Genomic DNA, 13037 nt, shown 5'->3' with positions numbered 1-13037 from the left:
ATCGCGATCTTCCATTTCAAATAGGGTATTATGCACGTATATAGTCAAGCAGACGCCCTTCGCAAGGTTTGCGTGGGATCGTTTGGAAATTATGATGCCGATATCGACCACTGGCGCAGGCTGCGGAGCACCCTGACGGCGAGCGTACCATACAGGTCGCTGACCATCTGAGCCCATGTCATCGCGTGTCGCCATGACCCACGCCGTCACGGCGGCGAGAAGCGCGTCAGTCCAGCGGCAGCTCTGTCGCCACGATCGCTGCCATCATCTTTCGCATGCGCTGGGCATTCTCCGTGCCGAAACCGGCCTCGAACACCCGTTGCGCCTGTTCCCAGGCTGCGAATCCATCGCGGACGCGCTGCTGCCCGTCATCTGTCACGCTGATTTGCCGCGAACGGCGGTCGTTCGGATCGGGCGCGATGTGGAGCAGGCCGTCACGCTCAAGCGGCTTGACGAGGTGGCCGACGGTCGTGCGATCCATCACCATGGCTTCCGCCAACCGGCCGATCGTCATCGGCCCTTGTCGGGATAGAAAGAGCAGCGTGGTATATTGCGTGCCCCGCAGGCCGGTGCCCGCTAGCGCGGCGTCGTAAAAGCGCGTTATGTGTCGCGCCGCCTGCCGGATCGCAGTGGCATTACAGCGCGTTTCCCCGGTCTGGGGATAGATCACATCGTCGAGTTGCAGCATGGCCATGTCCGATAGGAGATATTACACATATTGTTGCGACGAGGGCATGTGTCAATTCCAGCCGAGCTGCGCCGAAGCGTAAGCCACCCTTGGAGGCCGCCTTTCCAGATCGGGTTGGAGCGTGAAATGGTTTGCTCGTTAATTCGCAAGAATATGAGCAAACGTGACGACGGTTACGATTCTGTGCGGTCCAGAGCGGCAACGGCGGTGGACCAGCGCCGAGAGCCTTCGGATCGTGGCGGAGGGTCTGGCGCCTGGGGCCAGTGTTGTTGAGGTTGCTCGACGACATGATATTCACCGCAATCTGGTCACGGCGCGGCGGCGGTAGGCCCGCAAGGCGTCCTTGCTTTCGAGCCGGGGCCGATCCAACGGCGAGATGACGAGGTCCGTTTTGCGGCAGTCTCCATTGCACCGGACCAGCAAACGTCGACGGCGCCCTCCGGGACCTGCGGCGTGATCGAGATTGAGTTCGCAGCCGTGGCCTAGATGCGGATTACGGGCGCAGTTGATGTAGCGACTCTGACCGCAGTAGTAGCGGCGCTGACTGATGGACGGCCACCCGTTCTGCTTCTGCGGTCGTCGCAGCAATCTATTGGAGGGATGGGGCACGACGGCCAGGGCGCCTGTCTGTTAACGCTTCACCACCCGATATCTCGCCGCGAACTTGCCAATCCGGATAGCCGCTCGCGGACATTAGGTTTCCTCAGCCCTACTAAGGCGATTTGAGGTGCCTGATTGACACTAAGTCTCCTATGTATACCTATGTTCTCGGTGCGTTGAGGCCACCGGCCGAGACATTGATACGCGTTTGTCACTCTCTATCGGCGGCTTGCCCTGCCAGTAGTTCATTCGATTGAAAACAGGTCTTCGGATGAGCCGGTGGCGAGCACGAGTGATCGCACAATACGGTAAACATCTGAGGAAATTATGGAAAGTTTGAAACTTCTAACTCCCCTGAGCAACGAGACGCTCACCTTCAAGAATCGCGTTTTCATGGCGCCGATGACAAGAGGGCGTTCAACGGATCAGGTTGCGAATGAGCTGACCGCAAAATACTACGCGCAGCGTGCATCGGCAGGTCTCATTTTCACCGAAGGCACCCAAATCAGCGCTCAGGCGGTCGGATGGACGAATACTCCAGGCATCTACACGCCCGAGCAGATTGCCGGATGGAAGAAGGTGACAAAGGCCATTCACGAAGCCGGTGGCCTGATCTTCGCGCAGCTCTGGCATACCGGGCGAGCCTCGCACCCTGATTTTCATGGTGGAGAGCTTCCGGTCGCGCCTTCGGCGGTCCCCTTCAACAGCCAGGCGTTCACGCCGGAGGGCATCAAGCCGTCTGTGACACCCCGCGCAATGACGATCGAAGAAATCAAGTCAACGATCGCAGACTATGGAAAAGCAGCCCAGGCTGCGAAGGACGCAGGCTTCGACGGTGTCGAGGTGCACGGCGCCAATGGTTATCTCCCTGCGCAGTTTCTGGAAGACGGTCCAAACAAAAGAACCGATGACTACGGTGGCACTATCGAAAGGCGCGCACGGTTCCTTCTGGAAGCGACCGATGCTGCCATGGAGGTCTTCGGACCGGCGCGTGTTTCTGTGAGGCTATCGCCGCGCATCCCATACAACGATATGGGGGACTCCAATCTCGAGCAGACGTACATGTTCGCCGTCGAAGCGCTGGAGAAGAAAAAGGTCGGTATCCTACATTTCATGGAATCCGCGACTCTGCCCGAAGGCGTCAAGCCATTCGCCCCGGGGGCTCGGGAGCGGTTCTCGGGAATATTCGTGTTGAATGTCGGCTATGATCGAAAGTCAGCAGAACATGCCCTGCAAACCGGTGCGGCCGATGCAATTACATTCGGCACGCTCTTTATCAGCAACCCCGACCTGCCGGAACGCTTCCGCCAGGATGCACCGCTGGCGGCTGCGGACCCAGCGACCTACTATAGTGGATCCGAGGGTGGTTATATTGACTATCCGCCTCTAGCATAGACATCATGGTCGAAGCGCGATCGGGCCAGCTCAGACCGCGCAGGTGATCGGCTTTTCAGGTCAAGCGCCGTGCCCAGCCAGGCACGGCGTCACTGCCGACCGGGCTTCCGGTAGGCTTGAGATCGCCGATGATCCGGGGACTTGAGCGCCTTATCCCGATCGAGGCTCTTCGGAATGCGGCGCAAGGCGAAACCACCGTCTAACTCAGAATGAGCATGCGAACTGAACCGCGTTGCGTTCGATTGCTGCAAGTATATAATGTAGCCTTGGGTCCTTGTGGCGCCTCAAGTCGCCCACGTATAGGTAAGGAAACCAGTATGCTTGAACTGGAACCGCTCTGCTTCTCATCCGAATGCCCCAGCCGGGCTCTGTTCGATCAGATTGCTGATAAATGGTCGATGATGGTTCTGGCTGTGCTCGACGACGGGCCGCAGCGCTTCAACGCGATCCGTCGCCGCCTGCAAGGCGTCACGCAGAAGGCGCTTACCCAATGCCTACGCCGCCTTGAGCGCAACGGTCTGGTAGCGCGAGAGGTGATTTCGCTTTCCCCGGTTGCGGTGCAGTACCAGATCACGCCTTTGGGACGCACCTTGCAGCAGCCGTTCCGAGCGCTGCACGAATGGACGCTTGAGAAATTGCCGGAAGTCGTCGCAGCGCGCGAGACCTTTGACGCCTTGGCCGGAGCCGGCACAGGTGCCGACAGGCCGCTCTTGCAATCAGTCGCGTGATTTCCGCCCTGAGCTGATCGCTACGACAGCGCACACTGCGACCTTCTTTGACGTTCTCACCCTTTCCGTCTAACGGCGGTACGGACGCGGCGACACTGATGTTATTACAGGTGTTCAGTATCGTCGCCCTGATCGCTCCAAAGTTACACGGTGAGCGACCGGCTGAGTTCGACCCAATCACCAAGGTCATGAACCTTAGCCGCCGCCTGCTGGCAAATCGGCGTCAGGGCATATTCCACATAGCAGGATTGAAACATTCAGGTCACCCCCACCCGGACCGCGCTCGCTGTTGCGCTTGCTTGCTATGATACCGGCACTTCGGAAGGCGCGCTGTGGGCGAAGGCATGTAGCTTTCGACCGTGATCGGCCGTCCCACGACGGGCACTTGCCGTTTCGGTCGTAAACGCACTCCAATAGGCGTGCAGCGCTCTTTAGATGGCTACCCGCAGTATCCTTTGACCTACCAGCGCGACTTAAGGTGCCTAATTGACGCTAGGTCTATGATGTATACCTATAGCTCCGTCACCAATGATGGAGCTTTTCTGATGCGTAATAATCTTCAATTTTATATCGACGGGTCTTGGGTACAGCCGTCGAGCGACGCCGTGCTCGACGTCATCAACCCCGCCGACGAATCCGTCGTTGGCCAAGTCGCCCTTGGCAACGCTGACGACGTGGACAATGCCGTCTCTGCGGCGCGCAAGGCGTTCGAGACCTACTCACAGACGTCGGTCGCGGAACGCATCGCGCTTTTTGATCGCATCATCGCCGCGTATGAAAAGCGAATGGGCGACCTTGCTCTCGCGATCACCGAACAAATGGGTGCGCCACAGTGGCTGGCCGAACAGCTGCAGGCAACGGTCGGCATCGCCCACTTCCAAATCGCACGGGCTGCCTTGGCAGACTATCGTTTCGATGAACCGCTGGGTGCTACCGCAATCGTGCGCGAGGCGGTCGGTGTCTGCGCGCTGATCACGCCGTGGAACTGGCCGATGATGCTGATCGCCGCGAAAGTTGCCCCGGCGCTCGCCGCAGGATGCACCATGGTGCTCAAGCCGTCCGAAATCGCGCCTTTCTCCGCCACCATCTTTGCTGAGATCCTGGACGAGGCCGGTGTTCCCAAGGGGGTGTTCAACCTTATCTATGGCAACGGCCCAAGTGTCGGCAATGCGTTGACGAGCCACCCCGAGGTCGACCTCGTGTCGTTTACTGGTTCGACGGCAGCGGGTGTCCAGGTCGCGCGCAGCGCCGCCGGAACTGTCAAGCGGGTGCATCAGGAACTGGGGGGCAAATCGCCAAATATTATCCTGCCCAGCGCTGATCTGGCATCAGCTGTCGAGGGCGGTGTCGCGCAGATCATGCTGAATTGTGGGCAGTCCTGCAACGCGCCATCGCGCATGCTTGTCCATGTCGATCAGGTCGAAGAAGCGATCGGCTACGTCCGGACGGCCGCCGAGACCTGGTCGGTTGGCCATCCTTCATCCAATGCAAAGATGGGACCGGTGGCTTCCGAAGCGCAGTGGAACAAGATTCAGGGTCTGATCCAGACTGGCATCGATGAAGGGGCCAGGCTCGTGACCGGCGGGCTCGGTCGCCCGGACGGACTTGAGACCGGCTTCTACGTCAAGCCGACGGTGTTTGCCGATGTGCACAACGACATGACCATCGCTCGCGAGGAAATTTTCGGCCCGGTTCTGGTCATCATTGCCTATTCCGACGAAGAAGAAGCCGTGCGGATTGCCAATGACACGGTCTATGGGCTTTCGGCCTATGTTCAGGGCGAACGCGGCGCGGCCGAGGCGACGGCACGCCGCCTACGTGCTGGTCAGGTTCTCTTGAATAATGCCAATCTCGATCTTGCCGCGCCCTTCGGGGGATACAAGCAGTCCGGCAACGGCCGCGAATGGGGCCCGATGGCCATCGCTGATTTCCTTGAAATCAAGGCGATTGTCGGTCTCAACGCGGCGGCCTGATATCTTATACCAGCGTAACGTAATTGCCCCTGGGCCGGTCACGCGGGTTCCGCGGGCGATCGGTCCGACGAATGCCGCTCGCTCATGGTGTTCGTCGCTGCATATATGTCGGTTTCAAAACAGAGCAAAGCAAAGGATGTCATTCTCATGTCACTCAGTAAGACCGCCGTCATCTTTGGTGTGGGTCCCGGCATCGGCGTAGCTGCCGCGCGCGAGTTCGCAGCGCTGGGCTACCGGCTGGCCCTCGTCGCCCGCACCAGTTTGAAGCTTGAGCGGCTTGTCGCGCAGCTCGAGGCAGCCGGGGCAACCGCGAAGGGGTTTGTGGCCGATGGTGGAGACGGCGCGTCGATCGACGCCGTCGTACCCGAGATCCGTAAGTGGGCGCAGGGCGACCCGAGTGTCGTGGTGGTCAACGCCTTCACGTCTCAGCCCGCCGGTCCGACCCACAAAGTCTCCCCGGCGGGATTCGCGCGGAGCCTCCTGGTGAATGCCGCTGCAGCGCAGCATCTGGCCTATCACTTCGCACCTGCTCTGGTGGCGGCCGGCGAAGGCTCGTTACTCTTTACCGGGAATTCAATGCCGCTCCATCCGATGGGCAACGGCTTCGGCACGTTAAGCGCCGGCAAGTCTGCGATGCGGTCGTTGGCCTTGACTTTGGCCGAGGACCTTGCCGGGAGCGGCGTGCGGGTCGGCCTCCTCACTGTGGACGGCCCAACGGCCAGGGGCAGCGCCCTTGATCCCGACGTGATCGCGGCCGAGTTCGTGAAGATGCACGAAGGCTCCGTCACCGACACGGAGATCATCTATAGTGGGCCATCTGCCACGGCCTGAAGTTGGCCTCGCTCCACGCGGGAAGTCATCGGACGGGTGCTGATACGATGTCGCGGCGAGCCGCCCCGCAGGTGGTCGGGTGTTACATTTGGCGGATTCTACCGGCTGTCGATTGTCGTTCGGGAACGAACGGCAGTCTCTCTTGGCGTTCAGAGCAAACCCGCCGATATGTAAGCCACAGCCCGAAATTGCCGCACGGCAGTTTGAGGGTACTTCCAGTATTGATGCCTATTGGTCTCAATTGTCTCCGCAATGAAGGAGATTGAGAATGCCAAAGACGGAAACAAACCAAATCAGGCGCCACCAATTGCATGATCTTCATCTTAGGGCGCGATTTAGATCGGGGCTTGCTCCGCCCCCTCATCAGCATTTGCCTTCTCGTGGTCGATCCGGAGCTCGTCAAACGCTGAGTGGGCCGGACGTGGTGCATCGAGATGCAGGTAGCGCAGTTCATCCATCAAGGCACCCCAAAATGACGGTCCGCCTTTTTGCAGCATCTCCGCGCGCATAGAGGCCTCTTTGCTCGGATGCGTGTTTCGAAGACCCCAAGCAGCCAAAGTTGCGATTACAGGTACAAGCTGTATGGCAGATTCAGTGAGGCTGTAGACCCCCTTCTGCTTATGGTGAGGGTCGGAACTTCGTGTCAGCAGGCCTGATGCGGTTAGGTGCTTCAGCCGGCTCGCAAGTATGTTTGAAGCTATGCCTTCCACGTTCTGTTCCAGAAGAGCGCCATAGCTGCGCCTGTTCTCAAATATCATATCGCGGATAACGATCAGACTCCAACGGTCTCCGATTTGCTCAAGCGTCAGATTGATTGGGCAGCCGGATCTATTTTTCTGGGTCAAAAGCTATCTCCTTAAATTTCCACTTGCATAATGCAAGTGCATCGGGTAACCGTCAACCACTTGCATAATGCAAGTGACAATTTTGTAGCGACGGAACGGCAAACGAAACAAAAGCCGGACCGTTTGAAAAAGACCAGCGGCAGAAATTCGGCGGTGAAGGCGGCCAACCAATTGGCGACAGCAAAAGATCAAAATGAGCCGGCGATCTGCCAAAGAAGTTCGAAAACTGCACCCGTATCCCCACGCAATAGCTAGGAAACGCCAATGAAATTCACCACCATCACTTCTCGTACGATGCTCGCAGTATCGCTGGCGTTCGGAACCGCTTCCGTCGCTTTAGGGCCGGTCCAAGCTGCTGCGCCGATGGAGCAAAAGCAGGTTGCGGGATTCTATCGCACGATGATTGGCGACTATGAAGTCACCGCGCTATATGACGGCGGTGGCACCATCGATGCCAACCTTCTCAAGGGTGATCCTGCGCTTATTGAGTCCCTGCTGGCGCGCTCGTTCCAGGACGACCCCAGGAATGTCTCGGCCACCGTCCAAGGCTACCTCGTCAATACAGGCTCCAAACTCGTTCTGATCGATACTGGCGCAGGTGGTCACTGGGGTCCTCCAACGCTGGGTAAACTCGTGCAGAACCTGAAGGCTTCTGGCTACAAGCCTGAGCAGGTGGACCTGGTACTGCTCACCCATCTTCATGGTGACCATGCTGGTGGAATCTATCAAGACGGCAAACGCGTCTTTCCGAATGCAACCGTGATGATGAAGAAGGCTGACGCCGACTTCTGGCTGTCGAAGGAAATTATGGCCAAAGCGCCGGAAGATGCCAAGATATTCTTCCAAATTGCGCAAGATGGCGCCGCACCTTACATGGCTGCAGGCAAATGGAAGCCATTCGAAAGCATGGACGAAATCGTCCCTGGTATCGCACCGTATGCCATTCCTGGCCACACGCCTGGCCACACTGGCTACATGATTTCCTCAAAGGGTCAGTCGTTGCTGGTCTGGGGTGACGTAGCTCATGTGGGGGCCGTCCAGATGCCGCACCCGGAAGTCAGCATCGCCTTTGACTCGGACAGTGAATCGGCTGTCAAAACACGCGAAGCCCTTTTGGTGAAACTCGCTGCGGACAAGACGATGATTGCCGCTGCTCACATGCCGTATCCAGGCCTGGGGCGCATTCGCAAGGCCGACTCTGGCGTCGGCTATGACTGGGTTCCTGCGACCTTCCAAGATCTGAAGTGAGTTAAGCTATGACCTACGATTCATCTGCCGCCCGCAAGCTCCGCGATGAGATGTTCGCCTTCAACGTTGCGCATCCCGTCAACACAATAGAGACGCTCCGCGTCGGCATGGAGGCAATTTCACAACTAAATCCGCCGGCGGTCGACCTGATCGTAGAAACAATCGAACTCGGCGGCGTAGCCGCCGAGGTGATTACGGCTCCCGGTGCGTCCAAAGACCGAGTCATCTACCATTTCCATGGTGGTGGCTGGGTGGCTGGATCACCTTCCTCGCATCTAGGCATGCTCGGAGAGCTGTCTCGAGCCGCAAAGTCCCAGGTCATCGTCCTGGACCACTCCAAGGCGCCTGAGCATCCATTCCCGGCATCATACGACGAATCGATCCGCGGCTACGAAGCACTGAGAGCGCTTGGCAAGCCTTTCGCTATCAGCGGAGACTCCAGCGGTGGTGGCATGGCTCTCAACCTACTTGCCTACGCATCCTCGAAGGGCCACAAAGACGCACGCGCCGCTCTGCTCATTAGCCCATGGGCAGACTTAACGCTAACTCTGCCCTCGTTAACGCAATTGGCCGAACGCGACCCCATGGTCAACGCAAGCGCGATGCGGGAGATGGTCGAGGCTTATGTCGGCAACCACGACTTGAAGGATCCGCGCATCTCGCCCCTGTTCGCCGACATGCATGGTTTTCCGCCATTGCTCATCCATGTCGGTAGCGACGAAATCCTGCTCGACGATGCGATTGAAATTGACCGGAAGGTGCGCGCGGCAGGTGGCGAATCACACCTGGAGGTCTGGCCGGAGATGCTGCACGTCTGGCACATTCAGACAGCCACTTTGCCCCAAGCACATGACGCGCTGCAGAGAGCCGGTGAGTTTCTCAATGGGCACCTGCAAAAATAGAAGTTGCAGACGTTCGATAGAAATAAAGCAACTGCTAATTAACAAGACCTAGGAGATTATTATGAATAATGACCAAATCCAGCTTGGAGCAGCATGGATGCAAATTGTCATGAAGAAAGGAACGAGCGAATTCGCGACTTTCTTTGCGGACGATGCCAAACTGCAGGCCTCATCTCTCAGCGGAACCGTGGTGGGCCCAACGCTGATTGGGGCATTTTTTACCGCGACAAGTACAATGTACGAAGAGTTCGCGTTCACTGCTGAGACGATCGACGGTGCGAAAACCTACCTTGAGTGGGATGCCGTCCATGCCGGCAAGCCGATCGCTGGTACCACCATCATCACCCGCAATGAGTCTGGCCTTATCTACAACATCAAACTCTTCCAAAGCCCATTTGAGGTCGTTCGAGAGTTCTCGACTGGTCTCAAAGAGCGACTTGCCGGAACATTCGGTCAGGACTTCTTTAGCTAAGCCAGGCACCTGCTTAAGCCTGAAAAACACAGCCGAGGTATACCTATGCCAATTTTCCACGCCTACATTCCAGCTCAAAAGTTCTCCAGTGAGGAGAAGCGGGCACTAGCGGATGCTTTGAACCTGGCGCTCCACGAAGCCATGAACACGCCTATGGATGACCGGTTCGTCATCATCAGCGAACACCAAGAGGACGAACTCTTCATTCATCCGACCTTTCCGAACATGAAGAGATCTGACAAGCGCATGATTGTAACCGTAACGGCCAGTTTGAGCCGCACCGTCGAGGAAAAACGGAAGCTTGCGGAGTTGGTTACGCGTTATGCCGTAGAGAAAGTTGGTGTCAATCAGGACGATGTCTCGCTTCTGATCTATACAATACCCTTGGAAAATATGAGCTTTGGCGGTGGGAAGCTGGTCTCTGACATCGATCTCTCTATGCCTTGGGTAAGCAAGTAAGAAGGACGAAGCTGCCCTGCGGTTGGAACCGGGGCAGCGAATTAGGGGGGAAGCGATGTTCGTTACTTTCTCGGCGTGGGGCTATGCTGCTCCGATCCGGCACCATTCTTCGAACGAATATCGGGATGGATACGGCTATCGCCCCGGCCCCTGATGCGACGCTCGCGCACTGAGCCGGAGGCGTTGACGCAGCATTGCGTTCGCGCGTCCCAAAAAAGGTAAAAGCTATGACCGACTGGCACTTCTATGAGCCGGCGCAGGGGCATTCTCTGCGTCACGATCCGCTCAACGCCATCGTTGCTCCGCGACCGATCGGCTGGATCAGCACAGTCTCTAAAGACGGTGTGCGCAACCTTGCGCCTTACAGCTTCTTCAATCTGTTTAGCTATAAACCACCGATTGTGGGCTTTTGTTCGCTTGGTGCGAAGGATTCACTCGCCAATGCGCGTGACACTGGGGAGTTTGTGTGGAACCTGGTGACGCGACCGCTTGCCGAGGAGATGAACGCCTCTGCTGCAATGGTGCCAGCGCAAATCGATGAATTCGAGTTGGCTAAGCTGGAGACGCTCCCATCCGCCAAGGTGCGACCATCGCGCGTTGCTGCAAGCCCGGTGCAGTTCGAGTGCGTGGTCACCCAGATCGTGCAGCTTAAGGCGCAGGGCGGCGAAGCTGTCCCGGCGTGGCTGGTGTTGGGCGAAGCAGTAGCGATTCACATTGACCGGCAGTTGATCAAGGACGGCGTGTACCAGACTGCGCAGGCCCGCCCAATCCTGCGCGGCGGTGGACCGGCCGACTACTTCGAAATCAGCGCGGGGCAGCTCTTCACACTTGAGCGACCGGGTAATTGACTTGGCGTCGGGCAAAGACGTGCACGCGGCAATTCATCATCGTCCGCTCGAAGGCGCTTGGTGAGTTTTCGCGGTTCTCGATCGCTCCCTGTGAGCACAGGGTTGATGCCAGTCACATTTAGGGCGTGGCCGGACGTCTTCCTGCAAGGAGAACTCCCATGTTTCAACGTACCGATATCGCATTCGAAGCCGAGGCAGGCGTCACGCCGCGCGGCCGGCGGCGCGCCATCAGCTTCCTCGAACATCAGGCCGTCCTCGGCGCGAAACGCATAGGCTTCCGGGGTACAAGCTATTCCGGAGGCCACGCACTCGTGCTTGGCGCAACCGAACGCCGCTTGCGCGCGGTCGTCGCGCGGGTGCCGACGATCAGCGGCTTCGAGCAAGGACTACGCCGCATTCCCCACGCATTTCATCGGTCCCTGCTTGATACCGGCGAGCCATGTTCTCTCTTTGAAGTATGCCCGGTTCTTCTACGGGAACCGGTCGATCTGGCTCATTGGAAAGCTTGGCTCCTCGCTCTTTGCAGCAGTCGTGTAATTACTGGGCTCAACTTTTCGCTCGGTTAGCGTTGATAGGGCAAGAACTGCCAGCGGTTCCCCGCTGTCTTTGTCGACAACTGTGAGGCGATGAAGTTGGTTGTTGTCCCGGCTTAGCTAAAGAAGTCCTGACCAACGGCGTGACGGACGCGTATTCGGTGTGCATGCGCACAGAAACTGTGAGCGGATTGACATCCTGCACCGGTCCCTTCAGCGCCCACAGTGCGCCAATCTCCTATGCGGCTCGACCACCCACGCCAGCTACTCGTGCATGTTCCGCTCCTGGACAGGACTTGCGTGCCGGCTCAACCTCCCTTGAATTCGAGCACCGGGCGCGGCTTGCTGATCTTCAGGGCCTTGATGGCCGAAGCAAGCCCGTCCTTAACGTCTTCTGTCTCGAACAAGGGCATGGCAATGCTGAACATCACATCGTCGGCCGTCTGGACACCGCCGTTGGCCCAGGCGCGCAGCAAGGCCATGTCCGGCTCCTGTGCTGTCGCGAGTTGAGGTTACGCCAGGTGTTCCGTGAACCAGTCCAGCGCCGCGGCACTGGATCGATCGAATCTGGTGATGTACGGATCGAAGTGACCGCCAGGAATCGTCACGAGGCGCTTCGGCTCAAGGGCGCGCTCGTAGGCGGCCAGCTCGAGATCGGTCAGCGTGATCGTGTCCTGCAACGCGACGATCATTAGCAGCGGCGTGGGGGACACGCGCGCAATCCACGTGCCCGGTTCGTACATGCGCGCGGCGCGCGTCGAGCGTACCGTGACGCTGTTCTCCCAGGCGCCGTCGGGCAGGGGCTGCAGATAGAACTCGATGGCATCCTTGGCCCGGTACGAAGCAGGGATCGCAGGATCGGCGCTGACGATCGTCTGCCTTCGCGGCGGCGCGCCGCGTGCTTGCGCTCGCTCGTCCGCCGCGAAGGCATCCTCGATGGCGGCGGCGGCGTCGGGCGGAATGCGGCGTAGTCCTTGCTCGAAGCCACTGATCGTCGGCACCTGCGCGACGACCGCGCGCAAGCGGCGTTCGGTTGCTCCAAGCACGATCGCGTGGCCGCCGGAATAGCTCGTGCCCCACAAGCCGATGCGTTCCGCGTCGACGACCTCCTGGTGTTCGAGGAAGCTGATCGCGCGCCGCCAATCGGCGATCTGACGCCATGGGTCAATATCTTGGCGCGGCGTGCCATCGCTGGCGCCGAAGTTGCGGTGATCGTGCAGAAGGACGACAAAGCCGTTAGAGGCGAATTTCTCGGCGAATCGCTCAAGGCCGTGCTCCTTCACACCGGCATAGCCATGCGCCATGGTGATGGCGGGATAGGGGCCGGGGCCGCCGGTGGGCACATAGAGCCAGCCGCGCAGCGTGACGCCTGCGTCGGCTTCGAATGCGATATCGGTGCGTTGAAACATGGAAGTCCTCCTTGTAGGACGATGTCAGGCGACGCCGTAAAAGTGACTGGCATCGACCTTGTATTTCATCCCGATGTCCATGCAGAGAATGGTGTCGGATCGGAGC

15 protein-coding genes are annotated in these 13037 nt (G+C 58.6%); 11 read left to right on the top strand and 4 right to left on the bottom strand.

Annotation, left to right across the window (positions count from 1 at the left end):
* Window positions 1–226 precede the first annotated feature (226 nt).
* Entirely contained in the window at window positions 227–688 is a 462-nt protein-coding gene (locus L904_RS14095; RefSeq protein ID WP_162714784.1) for a MarR family winged helix-turn-helix transcriptional regulator, read from the bottom strand.
* 163 nt (window positions 689–851) lie between these two features.
* On the opposite strand from L904_RS14095, the gene L904_RS28535 reads away from it, so the two are divergent.
* The 5 genes from L904_RS28535 to L904_RS14075 all read left to right on the top strand — a co-directional run bounded on the left by L904_RS28535 (window position 852) and on the right by L904_RS14075 (window position 6215).
* Window positions 852–1016 carry a transposase gene (locus L904_RS28535; RefSeq protein WP_080707375.1) on the top strand — a complete coding sequence of 55 codons (165 nt, stop codon included), beginning with the start codon at window positions 852–854 and terminating at the stop codon, window positions 1014–1016.
* Window positions 1017–1615: 599 nt separating this feature from the next.
* Window positions 1616–2683, top strand: a complete 1068-nt coding sequence (locus tag L904_RS14090; protein ID WP_035264718.1) for an alkene reductase — start codon at window positions 1616–1618, stop codon at window positions 2681–2683.
* Between the two features lie 317 nt (window positions 2684–3000).
* Window positions 3001–3411: a helix-turn-helix domain-containing protein gene (locus L904_RS14085; protein WP_035264716.1), complete on the top strand. Its 411-nt coding sequence runs from the start codon at window positions 3001–3003 to the stop codon at window positions 3409–3411.
* A gap of 545 nt (window positions 3412–3956) precedes the next feature.
* Window positions 3957–5384 (top strand): aldehyde dehydrogenase family protein, encoded by a 1428-nt coding sequence (locus L904_RS14080; RefSeq protein WP_035264818.1) that lies wholly within the window; start codon window positions 3957–3959, stop codon window positions 5382–5384.
* An 84-nt stretch (window positions 5385–5468) separates the two neighbouring features.
* Window positions 5469–6215: an SDR family oxidoreductase gene (locus tag L904_RS14075; protein WP_035264713.1), complete on the top strand. Its 747-nt coding sequence runs from the start codon at window positions 5469–5471 to the stop codon at window positions 6213–6215.
* Between the two features lie 335 nt (window positions 6216–6550).
* Here the strand turns inward: L904_RS14075 and L904_RS14070 are convergent, their stop codons facing one another.
* Window positions 6551–7060 carry a helix-turn-helix domain-containing protein gene (locus tag L904_RS14070; RefSeq protein WP_035264711.1) on the bottom strand — a complete coding sequence of 170 codons (510 nt, stop codon included), beginning with the start codon at window positions 7058–7060 and terminating at the stop codon, window positions 6551–6553.
* A gap of 264 nt (window positions 7061–7324) precedes the next feature.
* Here L904_RS14070 and L904_RS14065 point away from each other — a divergent pair, with 264 nt between their 5' ends.
* The 6 genes from L904_RS14065 (at window position 7325) to L904_RS28140 (ending at window position 11555) form a co-directional block, all read left to right on the top strand.
* A complete protein-coding gene (locus L904_RS14065; RefSeq protein ID WP_035264708.1) occupies window positions 7325–8308 on the top strand; it encodes an MBL fold metallo-hydrolase in 984 nt (327 codons plus the stop codon).
* A gap of 8 nt (window positions 8309–8316) precedes the next feature.
* A complete protein-coding gene (locus L904_RS14060; RefSeq protein ID WP_035264707.1) occupies window positions 8317–9210 on the top strand; it encodes an alpha/beta hydrolase in 894 nt (297 codons plus the stop codon).
* A 61-nt stretch (window positions 9211–9271) separates the two neighbouring features.
* Window positions 9272–9682 carry a hypothetical protein gene (locus L904_RS14055; RefSeq protein ID WP_035264705.1) on the top strand — a complete coding sequence of 137 codons (411 nt, stop codon included), beginning with the start codon at window positions 9272–9274 and terminating at the stop codon, window positions 9680–9682.
* A gap of 45 nt (window positions 9683–9727) precedes the next feature.
* Window positions 9728–10141 carry a tautomerase family protein gene (locus tag L904_RS14050; protein ID WP_035264703.1) on the top strand — a complete coding sequence of 138 codons (414 nt, stop codon included), beginning with the start codon at window positions 9728–9730 and terminating at the stop codon, window positions 10139–10141.
* A 227-nt stretch (window positions 10142–10368) separates the two neighbouring features.
* Window positions 10369–10989 carry a flavin reductase family protein gene (locus L904_RS14045; protein ID WP_035264701.1) on the top strand — a complete coding sequence of 207 codons (621 nt, stop codon included), beginning with the start codon at window positions 10369–10371 and terminating at the stop codon, window positions 10987–10989.
* Between the two features lie 158 nt (window positions 10990–11147).
* Window positions 11148–11555 (top strand): acetylxylan esterase, encoded by a 408-nt coding sequence (locus tag L904_RS28140; protein WP_035264698.1) that lies wholly within the window; start codon window positions 11148–11150, stop codon window positions 11553–11555.
* A 275-nt stretch (window positions 11556–11830) separates the two neighbouring features.
* On the opposite strand, the gene L904_RS27770 is transcribed toward L904_RS28140, so the two are convergent.
* Together L904_RS27770 and L904_RS14035 are read right to left on the bottom strand one after the other, a co-directional pair.
* The gene (locus L904_RS27770) at window positions 11831–12004 is read right to left on the bottom strand and encodes a hypothetical protein (protein ID WP_197416751.1); all 174 of its coding nucleotides are present in this window, start codon (window positions 12002–12004) and stop codon (window positions 11831–11833) included.
* A gap of 30 nt (window positions 12005–12034) precedes the next feature.
* Window positions 12035–12931: an alpha/beta hydrolase gene (locus L904_RS14035; RefSeq protein WP_035264696.1), complete on the bottom strand. Its 897-nt coding sequence runs from the start codon at window positions 12929–12931 to the stop codon at window positions 12035–12037.
* Window positions 12932–13037 lie beyond the last annotated feature (106 nt).

Source organism: Agrobacterium sp. LY4, from assembly GCF_001526585.1.
In the GTDB taxonomy this organism is placed as follows: Bacteria; Pseudomonadota; Alphaproteobacteria; order Rhizobiales; family Rhizobiaceae; genus Agrobacterium; species Agrobacterium leguminum.
The sequence above is the reverse complement of the archived record's forward strand: the minus strand, read 5'-3'. Positions and strand labels throughout refer to the sequence as shown.